This is a genomic window from Aeromicrobium flavum (assembly GCF_007992115.1).
Classification (GTDB): Bacteria; Actinomycetota; Actinomycetes; order Propionibacteriales; family Nocardioidaceae; genus Aeromicrobium; species Aeromicrobium flavum.
The window spans coordinates 1-23,798 of record NZ_BJZQ01000025.1; the positions used below are offsets into that span (position 1 = coordinate 1).

17 protein-coding genes are annotated in these 23,798 nt (G+C 71.8%); 7 read left to right on the forward strand and 10 right to left on the reverse strand.

The annotated features are described in order from the left end of the window. Nucleotides 1–37: 37 nt before the first annotated feature. Complete coding sequence (locus AFL01nite_RS14880) at nt 38–511, reverse strand: SRPBCC family protein (RefSeq protein ID WP_146828762.1); 474 nt, start codon at nt 509–511, stop codon at nt 38–40. A gap of 40 nt (nt 512–551) precedes the next feature. Here AFL01nite_RS14880 and AFL01nite_RS14885 point away from each other — a divergent pair, with 40 nt between their 5' ends. The 3 genes from AFL01nite_RS14885 to AFL01nite_RS14895 are packed head-to-tail and all read left to right on the forward strand — an operon-like array spanning nt 552 to nt 3,101. Continuing rightward, nucleotides 552–1,124 (forward strand): uridine kinase family protein, encoded by a 573-nt coding sequence (locus AFL01nite_RS14885; protein ID WP_146828764.1) that lies wholly within the window; start codon nt 552–554, stop codon nt 1,122–1,124. A gap of 52 nt (nt 1,125–1,176) precedes the next feature. After that, complete coding sequence (locus AFL01nite_RS14890; RefSeq protein ID WP_146828766.1) at nt 1,177–1,929, forward strand: TspO-related membrane protein; 753 nt, start codon at nt 1,177–1,179, stop codon at nt 1,927–1,929. A gap of 32 nt (nt 1,930–1,961) precedes the next feature. Then, nucleotides 1,962–3,101, forward strand: coding sequence for a MalY/PatB family protein (locus tag AFL01nite_RS14895; protein WP_222593553.1), 1,140 nt, complete (start codon nt 1,962–1,964; stop codon nt 3,099–3,101). On the opposite strand, the gene AFL01nite_RS14900 is transcribed toward AFL01nite_RS14895, so the two are convergent. Next, nucleotides 3,088–4,455, reverse strand: a complete 1,368-nt coding sequence (locus AFL01nite_RS14900; RefSeq protein WP_146828768.1) for a hypothetical protein — start codon at nt 4,453–4,455, stop codon at nt 3,088–3,090. The two genes, AFL01nite_RS14895 and AFL01nite_RS14900, sit on opposite strands and share 14 nt — an antisense overlap. 69 nt (nt 4,456–4,524) lie before the next feature. On the opposite strand from AFL01nite_RS14900, the gene AFL01nite_RS14905 reads away from it, so the two are divergent. Next, nucleotides 4,525–5,166, forward strand: a complete 642-nt coding sequence (locus AFL01nite_RS14905; protein WP_246119743.1) for a DedA family protein — start codon at nt 4,525–4,527, stop codon at nt 5,164–5,166. Between the two features lie 5 nt (nt 5,167–5,171). Here the strand turns inward: AFL01nite_RS14905 and AFL01nite_RS14910 are convergent, their stop codons facing one another. Continuing rightward, on the reverse strand, nt 5,172–6,851 hold the full coding sequence (locus AFL01nite_RS14910; protein ID WP_146828772.1) for an alpha/beta hydrolase: 1,680 nt from the start codon (nt 6,849–6,851) through the stop codon (nt 5,172–5,174). A gap of 54 nt (nt 6,852–6,905) precedes the next feature. On the opposite strand from AFL01nite_RS14910, the gene AFL01nite_RS14915 reads away from it, so the two are divergent. The 3 genes from AFL01nite_RS14915 (at nt 6,906) to AFL01nite_RS14925 (ending at nt 16,622) form a co-directional block, all read left to right on the forward strand. Continuing rightward, entirely contained in the window at nt 6,906–8,303 is a 1,398-nt protein-coding gene (locus AFL01nite_RS14915; protein WP_146828774.1) for an NAD-dependent succinate-semialdehyde dehydrogenase, read from the forward strand. A gap of 232 nt (nt 8,304–8,535) precedes the next feature. Then, the gene (locus AFL01nite_RS14920) at nt 8,536–8,976 is read left to right on the forward strand and encodes a hypothetical protein (RefSeq protein ID WP_146828776.1); all 441 of its coding nucleotides are present in this window, start codon (nt 8,536–8,538) and stop codon (nt 8,974–8,976) included. Nucleotides 8,977–8,999: 23 nt separating this feature from the next. Beyond that, nucleotides 9,000–16,622, forward strand: coding sequence for a CLIPPER-2 domain-containing protein (locus tag AFL01nite_RS14925; protein ID WP_146828778.1), 7,623 nt, complete (start codon nt 9,000–9,002; stop codon nt 16,620–16,622). A gap of 13 nt (nt 16,623–16,635) precedes the next feature. Here AFL01nite_RS14925 and AFL01nite_RS14930 read toward each other — a convergent pair whose 3' ends face one another. The 7 genes from AFL01nite_RS14930 to AFL01nite_RS14960 form a co-directional block, all read right to left on the reverse strand. Next, the gene (locus tag AFL01nite_RS14930) at nt 16,636–17,979 is read right to left on the reverse strand and encodes a histidine kinase N-terminal 7TM domain-containing protein (protein ID WP_146828780.1); all 1,344 of its coding nucleotides are present in this window, start codon (nt 17,977–17,979) and stop codon (nt 16,636–16,638) included. Nucleotides 17,980–18,038: 59 nt separating this feature from the next. Further along, a complete protein-coding gene (locus AFL01nite_RS14935) occupies nt 18,039–20,015 on the reverse strand; it encodes an ABC transporter ATP-binding protein (protein ID WP_222593555.1) in 1,977 nt (658 codons plus the stop codon). 4 nt (nt 20,016–20,019) lie between these two features. Then, nucleotides 20,020–20,310 carry a YbaY family lipoprotein gene (locus AFL01nite_RS14940; protein ID WP_146828782.1) on the reverse strand — a complete coding sequence of 97 codons (291 nt, stop codon included), beginning with the start codon at nt 20,308–20,310 and terminating at the stop codon, nt 20,020–20,022. A gap of 103 nt (nt 20,311–20,413) precedes the next feature. Continuing rightward, on the reverse strand, nt 20,414–20,830 hold the full coding sequence (locus AFL01nite_RS14945) for a hypothetical protein (protein ID WP_146828784.1): 417 nt from the start codon (nt 20,828–20,830) through the stop codon (nt 20,414–20,416). Nucleotides 20,831–21,035: 205 nt separating this feature from the next. Continuing rightward, a complete protein-coding gene (locus AFL01nite_RS14950) occupies nt 21,036–23,180 on the reverse strand; it encodes a heavy metal translocating P-type ATPase (protein WP_146828786.1) in 2,145 nt (714 codons plus the stop codon). Then, entirely contained in the window at nt 23,180–23,410 is a 231-nt protein-coding gene (locus tag AFL01nite_RS14955) for a heavy-metal-associated domain-containing protein (protein WP_146828788.1), read from the reverse strand. The genes AFL01nite_RS14950 and AFL01nite_RS14955 overlap by 1 nt, the downstream gene beginning before the upstream one ends. Nucleotides 23,411–23,415: 5 nt before the next feature. Next, nucleotides 23,416–23,709, reverse strand: a complete 294-nt coding sequence (locus AFL01nite_RS14960; protein WP_146828790.1) for a metal-sensitive transcriptional regulator — start codon at nt 23,707–23,709, stop codon at nt 23,416–23,418. Nucleotides 23,710–23,798: the final 89 nt, after the last annotated feature.

The window sequence follows — 23,798 nt, forward strand, 5'->3', positions numbered from 1 at the left end:
CGGGCACTTCTGCGCCACTCGGCGACGACGGGCCGGCCTACGGGACCAGCAGGCTCTCGATGTTGTCGAAGGCCTGCCGCGCGTTGCCGCGCCACATCCGGCCGAAGACCGGCATCGCGACCCGGCCGAGGCGCCCAGCCGGGTGCACCCGCCAGGTCCAGCCGATCCGGACGCCGGTGCCCGCCGGCTCGAACGTCCACGCGCCCTCGAGCGACGAGATCAGCTGCTTCATCGGGCCGGTGATGCCCGAGATCCGGTAGGTGAACCGCGTCGGGCTCTCGACCGCCGTCAGCTCCTCGCGCAGGGTGCCACCATCGGCGAGGACGATCGTGCGGGTCTGGCCGGGCGTGCGCCACGGCCCGTCCTGGTCGCGCACCTCGGTGATGGGTGGGATCGCGCCGTACCGGCGGTCGAACAGCACCGGGAGTTCGAGGGCGAGCAGCCGCTCGAAGCCGTCGCGCACCTCCAGCGGGTAGGTCCGGGTGTAGCGCAGGACCACGTCGTCGGTCATGCCACCGACCGTAGGCCGCGAGCGCCTACGATGACCAGCGATGGACTTCAGGGAGCTCGCCGATCTCGTCCTCGCCCGGCGCGCCGCCGCCGATCGCCCGATCGTCGTGGGGATCTCCGGCTACGGCGGCTCGGGCAAGTCGACGCTGGCGCGTGCGCTGGTCGAGGCGCTGCCCGACGCGGTGCGGATGCGCGGCGACGACTTCCTCGACCCGTACCGGTCGCACCGTCACTCGCCGGACTGGGACGGCGTCGAGCGCGAGCGGCTGGTGGCCGAGGTGCTGCTCCCGTTCCGCGAGGAGCGCCCGAGCGAGTTCCGCCGGTTCGACTGGGACGCCGGAGCCCTCGCCGACCCCAAGCCGGTGCCGCGGGCCGACGTGATGGTGGTCGACCTCGTCGGCCTGTTCCACCCCGACGCCCTCCCCGCGCTGGACCTGACGGTCTGGTGCGACGTCGATCTGGAGACCGCCACCGGTCGCGGGCGCGAGCGGGACCGGGCGGCCGGCCGCGACCACGACCAGTTGTGGGCCGAGGTCTGGGAGCCGAACGAGCGGGCCTTCGACACCGCGTTCGCGCCGCGCGAGGTCGCCGAGGTGCGGTTCCCGACCGCCTGATCGGCCGCGTCGGCGCCATGCGGGCCCGGTCCGGCGCACCTAGCGTGGAGGCATGACCTCGACGAACGTCCACACCGACCGGCGGCTCGGCTGGGTACTGCTCGCCGCGGCCATCGCCCAGATCGTCGCCCCCATCGTCCAGACCGTGGCCGACGTGTCGCAGCCCGGCGACGACAGCGAGTCGCTGCTCATCACGCCGGCCGGCTGGGCGTTCTCGATCTGGAGCCTGATCTACCTCCTCGCGCTGGCCCACGCCGTCGTGACGCTCTGGCGTGGCGACGGCGTCGGCAGTCGCCGGTTCCTCATCGACCTGATCGCCCTGTACGTCGGCGCCACCGTGTGGATCGCGGTGTCGGCGGTGGCCATCAGCTGGCTGACGTTCCTCGTGCTGGCGGTGATGACCTGCTTCGCGATCGACGCGGCCAGGATCGCGGCGAGTGCCCGTCTGCGGGACCCGGCCTGGATCACCTGGCTCGCGCGCGCCGCCTCCGGTGTCTACGCCGGCTGGGTCAGCGCCGCGGTGTTCCTCAATCTGGGCACCGGCGCGATCGAGCTCGACATCGCCGACCCGGACATCCGCGGCTGGCAGTTCGCCCTGCTGGTCGGCGCCGTGGTCTTCGCGCTCGGCGCCAACCTGCTGATGCCGCGCAGCCCCGGGTATGCCGCGGCCGTGGTGTGGGCGCTCATCGGGATCATCGCCGCCGTGGCGGGCGAGTCGACGACGGCCCTGGTCATCGCGATCGTGGCCATCGTGCTGCTCGTCGCGCAGACCGCGTGGCAGTCGACGCGCGCCCTGACCGACTGACGGCGTTCAACGGCGCGTGATGGACTGGGCGCGTGTTCGACCTCGGTGACGACGCCCTCCGCGCCCGCGACAGCCTCAAGTGGACGACCACGCCGTCCGACGTCCTGCCCGCATGGGTGGCCGACATGGACGTGCGCGTGCCCGAGGTGGTGACCCGGGCGGTGCACGACCGGCTGGCCCGTGGTGAGGTCGGCTACCCCGACTTCGAGGCGCTCGACCCGCTCGTCGCCGCCTTCGAGCGCCGCATGGCCGATCGGTGCGGCTGGACGCCCGCACCGGGCCGGGGTCGGCTCTTCACCGACGTCATCCAGGCGTTCCAGGTCGTGGCCGAACTCGTCACGGGGGAGGGTGACGGGATCGCGCTGCACGTCCCGAGCTACCCGGTGTTCCTGAACTCGATCGCGGAGGCCGGCCGCCGCATCGTGCCGATGCCGTTCGGCGCCACGGCCGCCGAACTGAGCGACCTGTGGCGGCGCGAGCGTGTCTCCCTCGTCGTGGTCGTCAACCCCCACAATCCGCTCGGACGGATGCTCGGCGAGGAGGAGCTGCGCGTGATCGCCGACGCCGCGGCCGAGCTCGACCTCGTGGTCCTGGCCGACGAGATCCACGCCGACCTCGCCCTCGACGATGGTCGGCATGTCCCGTTCGCGTCCCTCGGCCCGGACGTCGAGGACCGCACGGTGACGGTCACGTCCGCGTCGAAGGCGTTCAACCTGGCCGGCCTGCACTGCGCCGTCGCACACCTCGGTGCCGCCCGGGTGCGCGAGCCGCTGGCGGCGCTGCCGTTCGCCTACCTCGGCGGGGTGAGCACGATCTCGCGGGCGGCCGCGGTGGCCGCCTGGACCGAGGGCGACGCGTGGCTGGCCGACCTGCTGGCGGTGCTGCGGCGCAACCGCGACACCGTCAGTGCCTGGGCCGCCGAGGTCGGTGTGGGGGTGCGGCCTGCCGAGGCGACCTACCTCGCGTGGCTGGACTTCGCCGGCACGCCGGTCGCGGCCGACCCGGCCGGGGCGATCCTCGAGCGCGGGCGGGTGCGGCTCGCGCCGGGCCTCGACTTCACCGCGCACACGCCGGTGGAGTCCGGCACGTTCGCACGACTGAACTTCGGCACCAGTCCCGAGCGGCTGGAGCGGATCCTGGAGCGGATGACCGCCGCCGTCACTGGTAGGTGATCAGCGCCGGACGCGGGCGCACCTGACGCCAGGTCTGGGCCACCGTCAGCATCGGCTCGTCCTCGTCGACGAAGTTCTTCCATCCCCAGGCGACTCCGCGCGGCGCGTCCTTGCGGATGACGCCCCAGGTGCTGAACTTCGCGCCGGGCGGGCCCTGGCCGTCGACGTGGATGACCGTCGAGAGCTCGGGATGCGTCCGCAAGCGCTCGCGGCCGCGGATCATCTGCGTCTGGAACTGGTGCAGCACGAACACCTTCTGCGGGAGCGTGTGCCGGCGCGTCAGCGCGGCGAGCCACGCCGAGACGCGGTTCACCTCGCGGACGTCGACGTGACCGATCCGCTGCAGGGGCCTGCCCTTCGGGCCCAGCTTCCACTCCGGGTCGAGCGCCAGGCCCACGTGCGGGCGGCGCAGCAGCGAGCGGTACTCCTTGGCCTGCGACAGGAAGTCGGAGCGACCGGGCTGCAGGTCGAGGATCACCACGGCGCCCGCCCGCTCGGCGGCGTCCACGAGCGGCTCGAGGTCCTCGACCTTCGTGCGCGCGGAGTAGTCGCCGCGGGGTCCCTCGGCCGAGTTGGCGACCGTCGTGATGATCTCGAGCGTAGGCACGAACGTCGCGTCCGGCGCGACCTTCCGGTACGAGCGCACGAGCCGGCGCACCCGCTGGACGGAGGCCTTCGTGCCCTGCTCGCCGAGCACGCCGAGCGCGGGTCCGGACGGGTGCCCGTACAGCGCGAGCAGGTGTTTGTCACGCGTCGCGAACCAGCCGCCGCCGACGGCCTGCGCGTTCGCGCGCACCACGTGCGTGGCGTAGTCGTTCGCGCCGAGGGCGAGCAGCGGGCCCTCCGGATCGCGGCGGAGGCGCTTGACCGATGTCCTGTCCCGGCGCGGATCGACGGCGATCCTCGTCAGATTCGAGTCGCCGAGGTCCGCCAGGTGCAGCAGCGTCGACGACGGGTTGCCCGTGGTGGCGATCGTCGTCGAGGCCCGGCGCTCGATCTCCTCGGCGGGCTCGCCGGCCTCGTCGTCCTTCGTGAGGATGCGTGCGCCGAGCCGCTTCGCCTCCGCGCGTCCTGCCTCGGTGTCAGGGAGGGCGGGCACGCGCAGATCGATGGCCCGGGCGAGGTCGGTCTGCCGGGCGTTCTCCGGCACCAGCACCACGGCCGAGGCGGACTCGAACAGGAACCGTGAGACCGCGACGGCGTCGTCGCGCGCGGCGACCGTCAGCCCTTTCGACTCGGCAGGCTCGACCGACTCGGCGTCCGGCGTCGGGTCGTCGCCCTCGCACGCCGTCACGAGGGTCGTCAGCAGCACAGCCACGCCGGCGGCCGTGAGGACCTTCCGCCATCGATGCACCTGCGCGACGGTACCCGCCCCCTGGGATCGACGACAGGTCGCGCGCCCCTCGTTATGCTCTGCCGGGTGATGACACAGGCTGGCGACCAGCAGATCGACGGCCTCGCGGGGTTCATGGTCGACCTGATGGACAAGATGGGCCTCTTCGGGGCCGCTCTCGCCGTCGGCCTGGACAACCTCTTCCCCCCGATCCCCAGCGAGATCGTGCTGCCGATGGCGGGCCTCGCGGCCAGTCAGGGCCGCTTCTCGCTCGCCGGGGCGATGTTCGCGACCACCGCCGGATCGGTCATCGGCGCCTGCATCATGTACTGGCTCGGCCGGCTCTTCGGTCGCGACCGCACCGAGTGGGTCTTCGCCAAGACGCCGCTGCTGAAGATCCGCGACCTCGAGGTCACCGAGGCCTGGTTCGCCAGGCACGGCACCAAGGCGGTGTTCTTCGGTCGCATGGTGCCGATCTTCCGCAGCCTCATCTCGATCCCGGCGGGCGTCGAGCGGATGAACTTCGCCGTGTTCCTGGCGCTCACCACGGCCGGCAGCCTGGTCTGGAACTCGATCTTCGTCGGCGCCGGCTTCACCCTGGGCGAGAACTGGCACGTCATCGAGCCGTACGCCGACTGGTTCCAGCGCCTGGTGATCCTCGCCGTCGTGGTGGTCTGCGGCTGGTTCGTCGTCACTCGCGTCCGCGAGCTCCGCGATCCGCGGGAGCGCTGACGGTTTCAGTCGTCCTGCAGTGACGGGGGCACCCCGTCGTTGGCGGCGTTCGCGTCGAGCAGCTGCTGCTGCAGCCGCCTGAGGTCCGCCTTCGTCCAGCCCGCGGGCTCGAGCACGGCGGCCCAGCCCGCCACGTGCTCGCCGACGAAGTCGTGGCCGTGCCCGGACGGCACCGCCATCGCGACCGCCATGTCGGCCGAGGTCTGCCAGAACGTGACGATCGGGTACCACCGCATCGCGTCGGCGACGTCCCTGCCGCGCCGCTCCTCGAGCCAGTCCGGCCGGTTCCAGACCAGGTCGGGACTCCACCACGTGATCGGGTCGGAGGCGTGCACGAGGTAGAGCAGGTGCGGCCCGTCCCACGGCTCGGACGTGGGGATCGTCGGCCGCCACGGATCGGTGGTGAAGCGGACGGTGCGGCCCTGGCGGAAGACCGGCTCGATCTCGCGACTGCCCGCGTCCCGCAGCTCGCGGAACTCGGTGAACAGGCTGTTGAAGCTCGGCGGGCCCACGAACAGCCCGCCCGAGGTCCGATTGCGCAGGTCGGCCTCGCCGCTGAACGCGGTCTCGAGCGCGAACGACCCGAGGCTCTCGCCGAAGAGGTACAGCCGGGGTCGGTCGCCGGGCGGCAGGGCCGACCACCGCTGGTAGACGGCGTCGAACAGCGCGCGGCCGGCATGGCGGGCGGCGCGCTGGTCGACGAGGAACGAGACCCAGGACGGCAGGTGCGAGTACTGCATCGAGACGATCGCCGAGTCGCCGCCGGTGAGGTACTCGAAGGAGTTCGCGGCGCTGGGCTCGATGAAGCCCGAGCCGGTGGTCCCGGCGACCAGGAGATTCGCCCGCTCGAACCCGCCGGCCCGCTCGAGGTCCTCGACGACCAGGCGGGCGCGCTCCTCGACGTCCTCGGCGTTGGCCGTCCCGGCGTACGCGCGAACGGGGTCGAGGGCGGGCCGGCCGGTGAACTCGGCGATCTCGGCACCGCTGGGTCCGCGCGCGACGAAGCGGCGGCCCTGGCGGCCGAGGTCGTCCCACTCCAGGGCCGAGTCCGGACTGCCCGATCGCAGCGTGCTGGTGGGCGGATCGAGGCGAGCGGAGACCTGGCGGTCGCCGAGGGCGAACGACGCGTCGACCGCCTCGATGGCGTTGTCGTAGACCAGGCCGCTCAGGGTGAAGAAGGTCAGGGCCGCGACGGAGAGGAACCCCACCGCCCGCGCCGCCTGCGGCCCGATGTGCCGGCCGAGGAACGCGGACAGGGATCGAGCGGCCCGGCGCAGCCCGCGGGAGGCGGCCACGAGCAGGCAGAACACGAGCACCGCCACCAGCGGCACGGTGACGAAGCGCCACCAGCTCGCGTCCCCCAGGCCCATCAGGGCGCGGATCCGGTCCTGGTGCCGGACGCTGAGCACGTCCGCGACGAGCAGGACGACGGCGAAGACCGCGAGGGACCGCCACCAGGTGCGCGCCGACGGCTGTCGCGCCTCCCGGTCGGCGAACGCCCGCCACACCCACGCCAGGGCGACGCCGAGGCCGTAGCCGATCGCCGCGGTGACGCCGGTGACCAGTCCCTGGAACAGTGCGGGGCGCGGGAGCAGGGAGGGAGTCAGCGACAGCAGCGCCAGGACGAAGGCGCCCGACAGCCCGGGCCACGTGGGACGGAACCATGCGCGCAGGGTTCGGACCATGTCGCAGCGTCTCACCTTTCGAGTGCCACGGACAGGGGTAGTAGCGTCATCGCCATGGCGAACCAGCTCTTCATCGCAGGTCAGTGGCGCGACGCCGAGGGTGGCGCGACGTTCGAGGTCGAGAACCCGGCGACGGGCGAGACCCTCGCGACGGTGGCCGACGCCTCCGTGGCCGACGGCAAGGCCGCGCTCGACGCGGCGGTCGCCGTGCAGGCCGAGTGGGCGGCCACCGCGCCGCGCGACCGAGGCGAGATCCTGCGCCGCGCGTTCGAGATCATCACCGACCGCACCGACGAGCTGGCCGAGCAGATGACCGCCGAGATGGGCAAGCCCATCGCTGAGTCCAAGACCGAGATCGCCTACGGCGCCGAGTTCTTCCGCTGGTTCGCCGAGGAGGCCGTGCGCATCTCGGGTCGTCACGCCGTCGCGCCCAACGGCGCCACGCGCCTGCTGACGCTCAAGCAGCCGGTCGGTCCGTGCCTGATGATCACGCCGTGGAACTTCCCGCTCGCGATGGGCACCCGCAAGATCGGCCCGGCCGTCGCGGCGGGCTGCACGATGGTGGTCAAGCCGGCGGCGCTCACGCCGCTGACGATGCTGAGCCTGGGCGAGATCATGGCTGAGGCCGGCCTGCCCGACGGCGTGCTGAACATCGTCACGACGACGCACACCGGCGACGTCATGGAGCCGCTCATCCGCGACCCGCGCCTGCGCAAGCTGACGTTCACCGGCTCCACCGAGGTCGGCCGCTCGCTCATCGAGCAGTCGGCCGAGGGCGTGCTGCGCGTGTCGATGGAGCTCGGCGGCAACGCCCCGTTCCTGGTCTTCGAGGACGCCGACCTCGACAAGGCGGTCGAGGGCGCGATGCTCGCCAAGATGCGCAACATCGGCGAGGCCTGCACGGCCGCCAACCGGTTCATCGTCCACGAGTCGCTGGCCGAGGAGTTCTCGACCCGCTTCGCCCAGAAGATGGCTGACGCGCCGATCGGCCCGTTGGTCGAGGCCAAGCAGCGCGACAAGGTGGCCGAGCTCGTCGACGACGCCAAGGAGCGCGGCGCGACCGTCCTCACCGGTGGCGAGGTGCCCGAGGGTCCCGGCTACTTCTACCCGCCCACCGTCCTGACCGGCGTCCCCGCCGGGGCCCGGATGTGGCGCGAGGAGATCTTCGGCCCCGTCGCCCCGATCTTCACCTTCTCCGACGACGACGAGGCGCTGGCGATGGCCAACGACACCGAGTTCGGCCTCGTCGCGTACGCGTTCACGCAGAGCTACTCGCGCGCCATCAAGGTGTACGAGGGCCTCGAGACCGGGATGGTCGGCATCAACCAGGGCGTCGTGTCCAACCCGGCCGCGCCGTTCGGCGGCCTCAAGGCGTCGGGCTTCGGTCGCGAGGGCGGCGACGAGGGCATCGAGGAGTACCTCGAGACGAAGTACGTGGGCCTGGCGCTCTAGCCGTCGGGCCGCCCGGCGGCCGCCTGAGGCCGCTGGGGCGCACCGCGCCTCAGGTGCCTCGTGTGGCGTCCGTCATGACACCTTGGTCCAGTTCGGGTAGTCATTCCGGACGGTTTTCTCCGCTCTTGGACATTTGTCGTGCTTCACCTCCCACGATGAGGCGAGACCACCCGTTCCCGCGGTGGTCCCCCGTCTCGGGATCTGCGCTGCGAAGCGCACGGAGGAGCACCCCATGTCGACGCCCTCGCGTCCTCGCCGCGCCCTGCTCGCGCTGGCCCTGATCGCCGTTCTCGGCACCGCCGCCTGCGGTGGCGACGGCTCGAAGGACGCGGCGACCACGCCGCCGGAGGCGACCTCCACCGTCCCCAGCGGCATCGAGGACTCCGAGCTCGAGCAGCCGGTCGGTGCCGTCGACATGCTGAGCCGCTTCCGCTGCCGTCCGAAGGACGGCGTCTGGCGGGGCACCGCGAAGCTCACCAACACCACCGACGCGAAGGCGACCTTCGAGGTGACGTTCACCGTCATCGAGACGAAGGGCAACGCCGTCGTCGGCGAGAAGACCCAGACCTACGACCTGGCCGCCGGCGACTCCGCCGACGTCGAGCTCACCGACCTCCACGACGGGGACGAGGACGGCCTGCAGTGCGTCCGTCGCGTCCTGAAGAGCTCGTGAACTCCCTCCCCCGAAAGTCCGCCGTGACCCCCTCGCTTCCCCGCCGGCTGTTCTCCTTCCTCTTCGCGGGGCTGATGGTCGCGGCGCTGCTGGCCGTGCTGCCTGCCGTCACGAAGGCCGCGCCGGCGACCGCCGCGGCGGGCGACTACGCCTGCTCCACCGCGCTCTACGGCACGGTCGACGACGAGCTCCACAAGATCGTCCCGGGGGCGACGAGCACCACGCGGACACTGGTCGGCGTCTTCTCCGCCAACGTCAACGCGGTGGCCGTGGCACCGGGTGGCGACGCCGTCTACGCGATGGGGACGATCAACGCGGAGGGACGCGCGAACCTCTACAAGTACGGCACGGCCGGCGTCTTCAAGGAGATCCGCGGCCTTGTCAGCGGCGACACGATCGTCGGCGGCGCGTTCAACCCGCTCACGGGTCGCTACTGGTTCGAGACGGTGTCCGGCGGGACGCTGCGGTACTACAACGTCGACCTCACGGCGACGAGCCCGGTGACCGTCGAGTCGGCGATGACGTCGACCACCGGCATCGCCGACGGCACCGGATCCGACCTCGCCTTCGACTCGCGCGGCAACGCCTACGTCGTCTACACCACGTCCGGGACCGGCTACACGAACAAGCTCGTGCGCTTCACCGCGGCGCAGCTGTCGACCGGCGGCGCCCAGACCGGCAAGCAGATCACGGAACTGGACCCGAACGGCACCCAGTACCCGGGGATCGGGTTCGGCTCGGACGGGTACATCTACGTGACGTACGGGACGACCATGTACCGGTTGAGTCCGACGGACGGCTCGGTCAAGGCCACGTTGAGCACCGGCACGACCACCTTCAACGACCTGGGATCGTGCGCCACCCCGGGCGTCATGGACAACGTCGTCAAGGAGATCGTCGCGCGGAAGAAGTCGACCGACCAGTTCACGGTGAGCCTCAGTGGCAGCGACATGACGACGCTCAGCGGAACCACGACCGGGACCGACGTCGGCCTGCAGACGGGCGCGTCCGAGATCGCCGGACCGACCCTCGTGCTGCCGGGTGTCACCTACACGATCACCGAGACGGCGTCAGCGGGCGCTGTCCTGGCGGACTACGTCTCCACCTACAAGTGCGTCAACGTCGACACCGGAGCGGTGATCGCGTCCGGAGCGGGAACGACGGGAACCATGACCGTCCCGGCGGCCAACACCCAGGGCATCAACGCGAACATCACCTGCACGTTCACGAACACGCCCAAGGCCGACCCGAGGATCAGCCTGACGAAGACCACGACCAGCCAGCCGGCCCACCTCGGCGACCAGGTGGCCTACACCTACACGATCTCGAACACCGGCAACACGGACCTGACGGCCGTCACGCTGACCGACCAGCAGTTCCCGGGCCAGACCTTCACCTGCGCGAAGACGCTCGCCGTGGGAGCCACGACGACGTGCACCGCGACCTGGACCATCGACGAGGCCGACCTGATCTACCGCGACTACGGCGGCACCGCCACGGTCAACGCCACGTACGGCAGCACCCGGGTCACGGCCACGGCGGGCGGCTTCGTCAACCTTCCCGATCGCGCCCAGCTCAAGCTCGAGAAGACCGCGACCGGATCGCCCGCCCGGGCCGGCGAGACGATCACCTACGCGTTCAAGGTCACCAACACCGCGACGACCACGGTCAGCGGCATCAGGCTCACCGATCCGCTGCTCGGCGCGAACGCCGTGACCTGCGTGGCGACGTCGCTGGGCGGCGGCCGGAGCACCACCTGCACCGCCCCCGCGTACACCGTCACCCAGGCCGACGCCGACGCCGGAACGGTGCGCAATGTCGCGGGGGTGTCCGGCACGCCCCAGACCGGCCTCACGCTGACGACCGCACCCACGTCGGTCCTGTCGACGGTCACCCCGATCGCGCGCGACGCGCAGCTGAAGCTCGTGAAGTCGGCGTCGGGCACCCCGACGAAGGCGGGCGACAGGATCACCTACGCGTTCGTCGTGACCAACACCGGGAACACGACCGTCTCCGGGGTCGGCGTGAACGACCCGCTGGTCACGGGGGAGTCCTGCTCGCCGACGACCCTGAAGCCGGGCGCCTCCGCGACCTGCACGTCGACCCCGTACGTCGTGACCCAGGGCGACGTGAACGCCGGCACGGTGCGCAACACCGCGACCGTGGTGGGCACGCCGCTCACGGGCCTCACGCTGACGACGGACGTGACGTCGTCGAGGTCGACGGTCACCCCGATCACCCGCGACGCGATGCTCAAGATCGTGAAGTCGGCGTCGGGTGCGCCGGCGAAGGCGGGCGACCGGATCACCTACGGCTTCTCGGTGTCCAACACGGGCAACACGACCGTCTCCGGGGTCGGCGTGAACGACCCGCTGGTGACGGGGGAGTCGTGCTCGCCGACGACGCTGGCGCCGGGAGCGACGGCGGCCTGCACGGCGACCCCGTACGTCGTGACCCAGGGTGACGTCGACGCCGGCACGGTGCGCAACACCGCCGCCGTGGTCGGGACGCCGCTGTCGGGTCTCACGCTGGTGACGGACGCGACCTCGTCCACGTCGACGGTCACCCCGATCGCGCGTGCGCCGAGGCTGAAGATCGTGAACTCCGCCTCGGGTGCCCCGGCGAAGGCGGGCGACAAGATCTCGTACTCGTTCGCCGTGACCAACACGGGCAACACGACCGTCACGGGTGTCGGCGTGGACGATCCGCAGGTGGCGGGTGCGGCCTGCTCGCCCACGACCCTGGCGCCGGGCGCCTCCGCGACGTGCTCGGCCGACCAGTACACGGTCACGCAGGGCGACGTTGACGCCGGCACGGTCGTCAACACCGCTGCGCCCACCGGCACGGGTCCGGGCGCCGTCGCGATCACCGTCGACCCCACCTCGACCCGGCAGGTGACCACCCCGATCGCAGCCGCGGGCCAGCTCGACGTCGCCCTCACCCAGAGTGCGGGAGCGATCACGGCTGCGGGTCAGACGATCACCTACACCCATGCGGTCCAGAACCTCGGCAACGTGTCACTGGCCGACCTCGCGGTGACGGACTCGCTGGGCACCACCGTGAGTTGCCCGACCGCCACGCTCGCGCCCGGCGCAAGCACGACGTGCACGTCCTCCTACGCGGTGACGCAGGCCGACGTGGACGCCGGGCGGGTCGTCAACACGGCCTCGGGCGCGGCCCGCACGCCTGCGGGTGTGGCGGTGGCGGACACGTCGACGCAGGTCGAGAAGACGATCGCGCCGAACGCCGCCCTGACGACGACCCTGACCCTGTCCTCGGGTGCGGTGGTCGCGGTCGGCGACGTGTTCACCTACAGCTACGCCGTCCAGAACACGGGCAATGTCACGGTCGACACGATCCGGGTCACCGACACGCTGGGCACCACGATCACGTGTGGCGCCGCCGCGGTGGCACCGGGACGGTCGGCCACCTGCACGTCGTCGTACGCGGTGACCCAGGCCGACGTGGATGCCGGCACGGTCGTCAACACGGCGACGGCCACGGGCCTGGACCCGCGCGACACGGCGGTCGAGGACGACTCCGCGGAGGTGGAGAAGACGATCGCGGCGGCCCCCGTGCTGGACGTGACGCTCGCCCACGGCCCGGCCGCCATCACGGCCGCGGGTCAGGTGATCGCCTACACGTACGCGGTGCGGAACGCCGGCAACGTGTCGCTGACGAAACTCGCCGTCACGGACGCCCTCGGCACCACGGTGAGCTGCCCGTCCGCGTCCCTCGCGCCCGGCGCGACCACGACGTGCACGTCCTCCCACGTGGTGACGCAGGCCGACGTGGACGCCGGCAAGGTCGTCAACACGGCCACCGGCGCCGCTCGCGACCCGCGGGACGCGGCGGTCGAGGACGACTCCGCGGAGGTGGAGAAGGCGATCGCCGCCTCGGCCTCGGTCGTGATCGAGCTGTCCCAGTCCGCCGCCGCGGTGACGAAGGCCGGCGACGGGATCCTCTACCTCTACTCCGTCCAGAACTCGGGCAACCTCACGCTGGACGACGTCGAGGTCACGGACACGCTGGGCACCACGATCACGTGTGCCACGACCATCGCCCCGGGCGCGACGATCCTCTGCTCGTCGACCCGCGCGCTGACGCAGGCCGACGTCGACAGGGGCCGCGTGGACAACACGGCCTCCGTGACCGCGAAGCCGGCGCGTGGCGCGGACGTCGACGACGACTCGCGCCCGGTCGTCAAGACGATCGCGGCCGATCCCGAGCTGACGACCGTCGTCGTCGCCGCGGGCTCGCCGACGAAGCAGGGTGACGAGATCGCCTACACGGCCACGGTCGAGAACACGGGCAACGTCACGGTCGACCACCTCGTCGCGACCGACGACCTGGGCACCACCTACGCGTGCGACGTGACCGTGCTGGAGCCCGGCGAGAAGGCGACGTGCACCGCGATCCACCGCGTCTCCCAAGCCGACGTGGACGCCGGCGAGGTCGTCAACATCGCCGCCGGAGCGGGCGAGGACCCGTCCGGTGACGCCGTCTCCGATCGCAGTGCCCAGGTCACGACGTCGATCACCTCGCGCGCCGGGTTGAGCGCGACGCTGCTCGACTCCGGTACGCCCACGAGGGCCGGCGACCCGATCGCCTACGCGATGACCGTCGAGAACGTGGGGAACGTGACGGTCGACGGCCTGGTCGTCACCGACGACCTCGGCCTGGCCTACGCCTGCGACGTCAGCACGGTGGCGCCGGGCGAGCGCGCCACCTGCGCGGCGACCTACCCGGTCACGCAGGCCGACGTGGACGCGGGCGCCGTCGAGAACGGCGGCTCGGTGCGCGGCGATGACCCCGCGGGCGATCCCGTGGTCGTCAGCGCGGCCGACGTGGACACGACGATCCCGGCGGCTGCCGAGCTCGAGACCACGCTCGTCCCCTCAGGCTCGCCCACGAAGGCCGGCGACGTCATCACCTGGACCGCGACGGTCGAGAACACGGGCAACGTCACGGTCGAGCGGGTCGTCGTCACGGACGTCCTGGGCAACGCCTACACGTGCACCGCCGCGAAGCTCGCGCCCGGCGACCTGGCGACCTGCACCGCCGCCGACCGCGTCACCCAGGCCGAGGTCAACGCCGGCGAGGTCGACAACCGCGCCACCGGCGCCGGCGTGGACCCGTCCGGCGACCCCGTCGGCGACAACGCGCCGGCGGCGACGGTGGCGATCGTCGCCGGCGCCGCCCTCACGGTGACGCTCGATCAGTCGACGACCGCCGTCACGCGGGCGGGGGACACGATCACCTACGCGTACACGGTGGGGAACACCGGCAACGTCACGGTGGACGACCTGACCGTCACCGACGACCTGGACGACACCCTGAGCTGTGACGCCACCGAGCTGGCGCCGGGAGAGACCGTGCGCTGCACGGCGACCTACACGGTCACGCAGGGCGACGTCGACGCCACCGAGGTCCTGAACCGTGCGGCCGCGGCCGCACGCACGCCCGCGGGCGCACCGGTCGCGGGGCGCTCCAACTCCGTCCGCGCCCCGATCCTCACCGCAGCCGCCGTGGCGACGACGCTCGCGTCGTCGGGCACGCCGAGGAAGGCCGGCGACGAGATCGCCTACACGGCGACCGTGGAGAACACGGGTCACGTGACGGTCGGCCGTGTGGTCGTGACCGATGAGCTCGGTCTGACCTACGTGTGCGACGTCGCGCGGCTGGCTCCGGGCGAGAAGGCGACGTGTGCGGCGACGGTGCGGGTGTCCCAGGCCGACGTGGATGCCGGCGAGGTCGCGAACACGGCCACCGGTCACGGCGTCGACCCGTCGGGCGATCCGGTCTCCGACGTGTCCGGCCCCGACACCACCGCGATCCCGGCCGATGCCGAGCTGACCACCACCGTCGTGGCCTCCGGGGCGCCGGAGAAGGTGGGCGACGAGATCGCCTACACGGCGACCGTGGAGAACACGGGTCACGTGACGGTCGACCGTGTGGTCGTGTTCGACGGGCTCGGTCTGACCTACGTGTGCGACGTCGTGCGACTGGCTCCGGGCGAGCAGGCGATCTGCACGGCGACCGTGCGGGTGTCCCAGGCCGACGTGGACGCCGGCGAGGTCGCGAACACGGCCACCGGGCACGGCGTCGACCCGGCAGGCGACGCAATCACGGACGCCGCGCCCGAGACGGTCGTCACGATCACGGCACGGCCGCGCGTGACCCTGGTCGACGCCGCGGTCTCGACCCTGGTCGATGCCGACCGCGACGGCCGCGACAGCGCCGGCGACACCGTCACCTACCGCTACGACGTGAGGAACACGGGCAACGTGTCCCTCCGCGACGTGGAGGTCGCCGACGCCCTCGGCGCCGTACTCGCCTGCGCTCCGGCCGTCCTGTCGCCGGGTGCCTCGGCCACCTGCGTCTCGGGCCCCGTGCCGGTCACCCAGTCGCAGGTGGAGGTCGGCCGTGCCGTCATGCGCGCCTCGGCCTCGGCCCTCGCGCCGACGGGCTCGCCGGTCCGGTCCGCCCCCTCGGCCGAGTTGGTCACCCCGTTGGCGCCGACTCCCGCGCTGGGCGTCGTCACGCGGATCGCGTCCTGGGAGGACGTGAACGGTGACGACCGGCTGAACGCCGGCGACGTGGTGTTCTACGCGTTCGACGTCGCCAACGCGGGCACCGTCGCGATCGACGGGGTCACCGTCGAGGACCGGCGGCTCGCCGCGCAGGGCGTCGCGATCGACTGCCCGGTGCCGATGAGCCGGGTGGGTGTCGTGGCGTCAGCCCTGAGCGTCGGCGGACCGACGCTCGCACCGGGCCAGTCCACCACCTGCCTGAGCACCAGGGGCTACGTCGTGACCGCCGGTGACGTGCAGGCGCGCGTCATCGAGAACAGCGCCCACAGTGGCGGCGTCGTGCGCAGGACGGGGACTCCCATCACCGCGAGGTCCAACGTCGTGACGTCGGTGCCCGTCGCCCGGCCGAAGCTGGAGCTGGTGACGCGGACCGAGGTCGAGGACACGAACGGCAACGGCCGGATCGACGCCGGCGACGAGGTCACGTACACCTACGAGGTGACCAACGAGGGCGACGTGACGCTCAAGGACGTGACGGTCACGGACCGCAACCTGGCCGGGCAGGGGATCACCGTCACCTGCCGTCCGGCGACGCTGGCCCCGGGCGAGACCGCCACGTGCACGGCGTCGGCGCCGTACGTCGTCACCGACGCGGACACGGAGCGAGGCACCATCGTCTCCGACGCGACCGCGCGCGGTGAGGACCCGGTCGCTGGGGTCTCGACCGGTGTCGAGTCCGGAGCGGTCGGGTCCGTCGTGACGACCGAGCCCGCGCCGGAGGTCACGCCGACTCCGCCCACCGAGCCGACGGAGCCCGCTCCGTCCACCGAGCCGACCGTGCCGACCGAGCCCGCTCCGTCCACCGAGCCGACCGTGCCGACCGACCCCACGGTGCCGGCGGAGCCTGTCGAGCCTGTCGAGCCCGAGCAGACCGCCGATGTCGACCGGTCGGTCGAGGAGGACCGGCACGAGCGGGTCCAGCCCCGGGACGGTGGGCTGCCCGATGCGGGCGGACCGGCCGCGGCAGCCGGCGCGTTCGGCGTGCTGGCCCTCGGCACGGGCCTGGGCCTCGTGGGCTTCGCGCGCCGTCGCCGGGAGTCGGAGGAGGGCTGAGCCGTCCGGGGCGTCAGCCCTGGGCGGAGTCGCGGTCGTAGTGCTGCGCGGACACGCGCTGCACGAACGCCTCCGGCGACTCGGCGGCCGCGGGTCTCAGGTACGAGACGACCAGCTCGACGCCGACGTCGTCGATGGGGACGCGCGACGGCACGCCCTCGTACGTGGGATCGACGAGCACCAGGATGAGGGTCCACGTGTCGAGCCGCGCCCACGGCATGTTCGAGTACCCGAACTCCTCGGACCGCGCCTCCATGCGCCGGGCCATGAGGAACATCGCCTCGTCGGCCCGGCGCGCGGTGCGGGGGACGACGTCGACGCGCAGCACCTGCTTGCCCTCGACCGCGGCGGTGCGCAGCTGCTCGAGGGCGGCCTTGCGACCCAGCGTCTGGGTGGCCGGGTCGTGCCCCTTCAGGGCGCCCGACACGGTCGGGAACGACGAGCTCTCGACCGACGAACGGACCGGGCGGAACATCAGGACCCGGTCGCTGTCGAGCGACAGCGGGTCGACCGCGTGGACCGACACCGCGGTGCGCAGCTCGCCGCCCTGGATCCGCAGCGTCACCGACGACTCGTCGACGAAGGGCACGGGCATGCCGAGTGCGTCGTTCAGGTCGAGTCCGTGCGCGGCGGTGTGCCCGGTCAGGCGCAACAGGCTCGCGGCCGGGCCGTTCCAGTCCTGCAGCATCCCCTGGCGGTCGACGACGAAGATGAACACGCCGATCGAGTCGAGCAGACGGTCGGCGCGCGAGGCCGAGCGCGACCACGCCTTGACGTAGTTCGTGCTCCAGACCATGACGAGGGCGACGACGGCGACGGCTAGGGAGGTCAGCTCGGGCAACAGGGCCTGGAAGGTCAGCACCAGGACGGCGCCGCCCTGGATCGCGACGACGGCGCGGCGGACGTGCCGGGAGGAGTCGTGCTGGCGCGTGCTGAGCGTCAGGACGCCCGCGCCCAGGAGGGCGAAGGTGTAGGCGAGGTGGGCCACGAAGACCGGGCTGCCGTAGTACGGGTCGGTGTCGGTGATGCCGAAGCGGGGGAGCATGCCGAGGAACGTGGCCGCACCGACGGTGACCGGGACGAGCCACACCCAGACCGGCGGATTCCAGCGGCCGTGGACGAGGCGCCGTGCCGCCACGTAGAAGGAGGCGGCGCAGATCTGGCACAGCAGGACGTTGACCGCGACGATGAGGCTCGGCTCGGTGTCCTCGGGACCTCGCACGGCGCGGGCCAGGTTCCAGCCGGCGACGGACAGGACCATGATCGTGACGGGCACCGAGACGGCCGAGCGGTGGTGCCGGATCAGCGGGACCGACAGCAGGACCAGCACCGCGGTCACCACGTAGACGCCGGTCATGGCCAGATTCTGGCAGGGTGTGGCGGCCTAGGCCACGACTTTCTTTCGCGCCCCTGCAATCACAGGGAGACATCGGCGCGGAGGAAGCCCACGGCGCCGGCCGCACGGGTCGCCTCGGGTTCGGCACGCCGGCTCGAGAACTGCTCGCGGTACAGCCGGCCGTACAGCCCGTCGGGGTCGTCGACCAGTTGGGCGTGGGTGCCCTGCTCGACGACGCGGCCGTCGACCAGCCCGAAGATGACGTCGGCGTTCTGGATCGTGCTGAGCCGGTGCGCGATCGCGAGTGTCGTGCGCCCGGTGGTGGCCCGCTCGAGCGCCTCCTGCACGAGGCGCTCGGTCTCGTTGTCGAGTGCGCTGGTGGCCTCGTCGAGGATGAGGATGCGGGGGTTCTTCAGCAGCACGCGCGCGATCGCGATGCGCTGCTTCTCGCCACCGGACAGCCGGTAGCCGCGCTCGCCCGTGACGGTCTCGTAGCCGTCGGGGAAGCTCATGATCCGGTCGTGGATGTTGGCGTCGGTGGCGGCCGCGACGATCTCGTCGGAGCTGGCGCCGGGCTTGGCGTAGGCGATGTTCTCGCGGATGGTGCCGTGGAAGAGGTAGGGCTCCTGCGTCACCATCCCGACGCAGTCGGCCAGCGACGACAGCGTGATGTCGCGGACGTCGATCCCGTCGATCAGCACCTGGCCGCGCTGGACGTCGTAGAACCGCGGCACGAGGTACGTGGCGGTGGTCTTGCCCGAACCCGACGGACCCACGATGGCGGCCATCTGGCCACCCTCGATCGTGAACGACAGGTCGGTCAGGGCCCACGCGTCGTCGGCGGCGGTGGACGCGGCGTCGACCGGGCCGGAGGAGTCGCCGAAGCGGTCCTTGCTCGTGTCGCCGGTGAGGGCGCGCGGCTCGGGGTAGCGGAACCACACGTGGCGGAACTCGATCGTGCCGGTCAGGTCGGCGGGGGTGACGGTGCGCGCGTCCGGGCGGTCGACGATCGCCGGCTCGAGGTCGAGGTACTCGAAGATGCGGCGGAACAGGGCGAGTGACGTCTGCACGTCGAGCGAGACGCGCATGAGCTGCAGCAGCGGCATCTGCAGCCGCGCCTGGACGGTGGTGAACGCGACCAGCGTGCCCGCGGTGAGCGACTCGGCCCCACCGGGCAGCGTCCCCGCGATGATGAAGCCGGAGACGAGGTAGATGATCGCCGGCGTGATCGCGAAGAAGGTCTGCACGGTGGCGAAGAACAGCCGGCCGGTCATGGCCTGCTCGACCTGCAGGCGCGTCTGCTCGAGGTTGGCCCTGCGGTAGCGCTCGGCCTCGGACTTGCTGCGGTTGAAGACCTTGGCCAGCAGGATTCCCGAGACGCTCAGCGACTCCTCGGTGATCGCCGTCATCTCCGAGAGGTTCTCCTGCGTGCGCCGCGCGAGCTGCTGGCGGCGCCGGCCCACCTTGAGCTGGAGCCAGATGAACAGCGGCATGAGGATGACCGTGAGGATCGTCAGCTCCCACGACAGGATGACCATCGAGATGAATGCCGCCGTCACGGTGACGGTGTTCTGCAGGATCGAGGTGGCCGTGTCGGTCAGCACGGTGCGCACGCCGGCCACGTCGTTGGCCAGCCGCGACTGGATGGCGCCGGTCTTGGTCGTGGTGAAGAACGCCAGCTCCATCTTCTGCAGGTGCGAGAACAGCTCGCTGCGCAGGTCGGCCATCGCCGAGTTGCCGATGGTGGAGGTCAGCCAGTTCTGCGCGATGTTGAGCATCGACGCCAGGATCGGCAGCGCGCACATGCCGGCCACGAGCCAGCCCAGCAGGCCCAGGTCGGGGCCGCCGTCGCCGAAGAGCGCACGGTCGAAGACGGCCTGGGTGAGGAACGGGACGATCGAGGTCAGCAGCGCCGACAGGACGACGATGACCCCGACCGCGGCCATCTTGGCGCGGTAGGGGCGCAGCAGGGCGGTGATGCGGCGCAGGACCGGGCTGTTGTTCGCGGCGATCTCGGCGTCACTGAGGTGAGTGACCGCGGGGCCCGGCCGTGGCACGTCGTCAGTCCCCGATCCGGTTCAGCTCGACGGTGCCGAGGTCGGCCGGCACGAGCTCGAGCGTGCCCCAGCCGGCGTCGCCTGCGCGCAGCAGGGCCCACACGAACAGGTCGCCGGTGACCATCTCGTCGTCCAGGGTGACGGTGAAGGGCGCGGGGAACTCCTCGGCCTCGAAGGCCGCCGCCGCCAGCACCTCGCCGGCGTCGTCGACGACCTTCACCGTGGCGACCGCGCCGGGCGGGATGTCGGAGGCGTCGCGCACGAGCAGGGATCCGGTCACGGTGAGCACAGGCATGCTGCCCAGCCTAATCCGGGCACCCGACGGCCGCCTCCACGCACGACGACGCCGCGGAGCCCCGTGAGGGACTCCGCGGCGTCATCAGGCGGGTGGCTGCGGATCAGCCGCAGAGCTCGTCGAGCTTCTCGCCCTTCTTCTGGATGTCGCTGGAGAGCGTGGTCATCTGCTCGGACACCTTCGTCAGCTTCTCGGTGTCCTGGCCGGCGGCCTTCAGGTCGGCGAAGGACGTCTCGAGCTTGTCGAACGAGGTCGACAGGTCGCCGACCGCGTCCTTGACCTCGGCGTTCTCGAGCTTCTTCTCCGTCTTCTTCAGGGCGTCGCCCATCGAGGAGATGGACTCGGTGGCCTTGTCGGTGTCGGACGGGTTCAGGCTGCCGAGGTCGCCCATGGCGTCCTTGACCTCCTTCTCGGCCACCTTGCAGGCGTCGGCGACGGACTGGCCGCCGCCGCCACAGGCGGTGAGACCGAAGGACAGGGCCACGGCAGCGAGTGCGGCGGCGGGCTTGCGAACGTTCATGGGATCCCCCTCGTAGGTGGCGGCACCCCGAGGCGCCGCCGCGATATCGGGAATCGTGTCATGCCCGCACCCCCGATGCCCGCTGCCCCCGCCGGGACCGACCTCCGCCCCCACTCCACTTTTGGAACTGGATTCACCTCGTTGAGCGGGATCGAGGTGAATCTGGGACCAAAAGTGGAGTGGGGGCGCGGCGGCCCGGGGCGGGTCAGTGACCGAAGCGCCGGAGCCGCAGCGAGTTGGTGACGACGAACACCGAGCTGGCCGCCATCGCGAAGCCGGCGATCATCGGGCTGAGGAAGCCCAGGGCCGCCAGCGGGATCGCCGCGACGTTGTACGCGAACGCCCAGAACAGGTTGCCCTTGATGGTGCGCAGGGTCGCCCGCGACAGCTCGACCGCGGTGACCGCCGTGGCCAGGTCGCCGTGCACGAGCGTCAGGTCGCTGGCCGCGATGGCGACGTCGGTGCCGGTGCCCATCGCGATGCCGAGGTCGGCGCCCGCGAGCGCGGCGGCGTCGTTGACACCGTCGCCGACCATCGCGACGACACGGCCCTCGTCGCGCAGCGCGCGCACGACGTCGAGCTTGTCCTGCGGGGTCACCTCGGCGTGGACGCGATCGATCCCGACCTCCTCCGCGACGGCGGCGGCGACCCGCTCGTTGTCGCCGGTGAGCAGGATCGGCTCGAGCCCGAGTCGGCGCAGGTCGGCGACGGCCTGGCGCGAGGAGTCCTTGACGCGGTCGGCCACGGTGATCGTGCCGAGCACGCGGTCGTCGCGAGAGACCGCGATGACGGTGCCCGTGCGGTCGGCACGGTCGCGGGCGCCGATCCACGAGGGTCGTCCGGCGCGGACCCGGTGGCCCTCGACGAGCCCTTCGACGCCCTGGCCCGGGTGGTTCCGGAAGTCCGTGACGGGCGTGCCCGGGTGGAGGGCGGCGATCGCCCGCGCCACGGGGTGCTCCGACGGCGACTCGACCGCGGCGGCGAGCCGGCGCAGCTCGTCCTCGTCGACGCCGCGGACGGGATCGACGTGGGAGACGGTCATCGTGCCGGTGGTGATCGTGCCGGTCTTGTCGAGCACGATCGTGTCGACCGCGCGGGTCGACTCCAGGATCTGCGGGCCCTTGATGAGGATGCCCAGCTGCGCGCCGCGGCCGGTGCCGACCATGAGCGCGGTGGGCGTGGCCAGGCCGAGGGCGCACGGGCAGGCGATGATCAGCACGGCCACGGCCGCCTCGAACGCGCCGACGCCGGGCGCGACGAGCAGCCACACCAGCAAGGTGACGGCGGCGATCACGATGACCCCCGGCACGAACCACGCGGAGATCCGGTCGGCGAGGCGCTGGACCTCGGCCTTGCCCTCCTGGGCCTCCTCGACGAGGCGGGCCATCTGGGCCAGCTGGGTGTCCTGGCCGACGGCCTCGGCGCGGACGACGAGACGCCCGGACTGGTTGACCGTGGCCCCGGTGACGGTGTCGCCGACCGCGACGTCGACCGGGACGGACTCACCCGTCAGCATCGACTCGTCGACCGCCGACCCGCCGTCGACGACCTCGCCGTCGGTGGCGATCTTCTCGCCCGGGCGGACGACGAAGGTGTCGCCGACGTGGAGCTCCTCGACGGGCATCTCCACCTCGCGGCCGTCGCGCAGGACGGTGACCTGCTTGGCGCCGAGGTCCATCAGGGCGCGCAGGGCGGCGCTGGACCGGTTCTTGGCGTTGGCCTCGAGGTAGTGCCCGGCGAGGATGAACGTCGTGACGGCGGCGGCGGTCTCGAAGTAGTAGTGGCCGTGGTCGACGCCGTGGCCCGTGACGCCCTGCCAGAGCTGGACGAGCGACCACACGTACGCCGCGCCGACGCCCATGCTGACGAGGGTGTCCATCGTGGCCGAGCCGTGGCGCAGGTTGAGCCAGGCCGACCAGTGGAACGGGTACGCACACCACACGACGACGGGCGTGGTGAGCAGCAGCATGAGCCACGGCCACCCGTCGAAGTGCAGCCCGGAGATCATCGAGATCGCCGCGACCGGGACGCTCAGGATCGTCGCGACGACGAGCCGCTTGCGCATCGACTCGGCCGAGTGCAGGCCGCCGTGGGCCGCGTGCTGGTCGTGTCCGGCGTGGGGGTCGTGGACGTGCGCGGTGTAGCCGGTCTTCTCGACCGTCTCGACGAGCGACTGGGGGTCGATCTCGCCGTGCGCGCGCACGGTGGCCTTCTCGGTGGCGTAGTTGACGCTGGCCTCGACGCCCTCGAGCCGGTTGAGCTTCTTCTCGATGCGCATGGCGCACGAGGTGCAGCTCATGCCGCCGATGTCGAGTCGGTAGGTGGTCGGCTGACCCGTGTCGGTGCTCATCAGATCAGCGGCAGGTCGCGCGGACCCGCCAGGGCGTAGCCGGCCTCGTCGACGGCCGCGGCGACCGCGGTCTCGTCGAGCGGGGCCTCGCTGGTGACGGTGACCGCACCGGTCGCGACGTCGACGGAGACATCCTCGACGCCGGGCAGTGCGGTGACCTCCTGGGTGACGGCGGCGGCGCAGTGGCCGCAGGTCATGCCGGTGACGGTGTACGTGGCGGTGGTGCTCATGGCGCTCAACTCCTCACCAGACGCGCGATGGCGTCCGACGCTTCCTTGATCTTCTGGTCGGCCTCGGGTCCGCCCTTCGCCGCGGCGTCGGCGACGCAGTGGGCGAGGTGCTCGTCGAGCAGCTTGAGGGCGACGGCCTCGAGGGCCTTGGTGGTCGCGCTGATCTGGGTCAGCACGTCGATGCAATACGTGTCGGCCTCGACCATCCGGTTGATGCCGCGGACCTGACCTTCGATCCGCGCCAGTCGCTTCAGGACGGCCGCCTTGTCCTCGGCGTACCCGGGATGTTCGTGGCTCATGACCTCACCATACCCCTAGGGGGTACCGGTATCAAGGGCGCGGCCCGCACAGTCGAGTGGCGCAAGAACGCCCGCCACTCGCCGAGTGG

What these genes read in the sequence shown, in the direction of transcription:
- AFL01nite_RS14945 (WP_146828784.1), bottom strand. Translation starts at nt 20,830, where the DNA reads ATGAACGTTCGCAAGCCCGCCGCCGCACTCGCTGCCGTGGCCCTGTCC.
- AFL01nite_RS14920 (WP_146828776.1), top strand. Translation starts at nt 8,536, where the DNA reads ATGTCGACGCCCTCGCGTCCTCGCCGCGCCCTGCTCGCGCTGGCCCTG.
- AFL01nite_RS14950 (WP_146828786.1), bottom strand. Translation starts at nt 23,180, where the DNA reads ATGAGCACCGACACGGGTCAGCCGACCACCTACCGACTCGACATCGGC.
- AFL01nite_RS14915 (WP_146828774.1), top strand. Translation starts at nt 6,906, where the DNA reads ATGGCGAACCAGCTCTTCATCGCAGGTCAGTGGCGCGACGCCGAGGGT.
- AFL01nite_RS14910 (WP_146828772.1), bottom strand. Translation starts at nt 6,851, where the DNA reads ATGGTCCGAACCCTGCGCGCATGGTTCCGTCCCACGTGGCCCGGGCTG.
- AFL01nite_RS14960 (WP_146828790.1), bottom strand. Translation starts at nt 23,709, where the DNA reads ATGAGCCACGAACATCCCGGGTACGCCGAGGACAAGGCGGCCGTCCTG.
- AFL01nite_RS14955 (WP_146828788.1), bottom strand. Translation starts at nt 23,410, where the DNA reads ATGAGCACCACCGCCACGTACACCGTCACCGGCATGACCTGCGGCCAC.
- AFL01nite_RS14930 (WP_146828780.1), bottom strand. Translation starts at nt 17,979, where the DNA reads ATGACCGGCGTCTACGTGGTGACCGCGGTGCTGGTCCTGCTGTCGGTC.
- AFL01nite_RS14940 (WP_146828782.1), bottom strand. Translation starts at nt 20,310, where the DNA reads ATGCCTGTGCTCACCGTGACCGGATCCCTGCTCGTGCGCGACGCCTCC.
- AFL01nite_RS14890 (WP_146828766.1), top strand. Translation starts at nt 1,177, where the DNA reads ATGACCTCGACGAACGTCCACACCGACCGGCGGCTCGGCTGGGTACTG.
- AFL01nite_RS14905 (WP_246119743.1), top strand. Translation starts at nt 4,525, where the DNA reads ATGACACAGGCTGGCGACCAGCAGATCGACGGCCTCGCGGGGTTCATG.
- AFL01nite_RS14880 (WP_146828762.1), bottom strand. Translation starts at nt 511, where the DNA reads ATGACCGACGACGTGGTCCTGCGCTACACCCGGACCTACCCGCTGGAG.
- AFL01nite_RS14885 (WP_146828764.1), top strand. Translation starts at nt 552, where the DNA reads ATGGACTTCAGGGAGCTCGCCGATCTCGTCCTCGCCCGGCGCGCCGCC.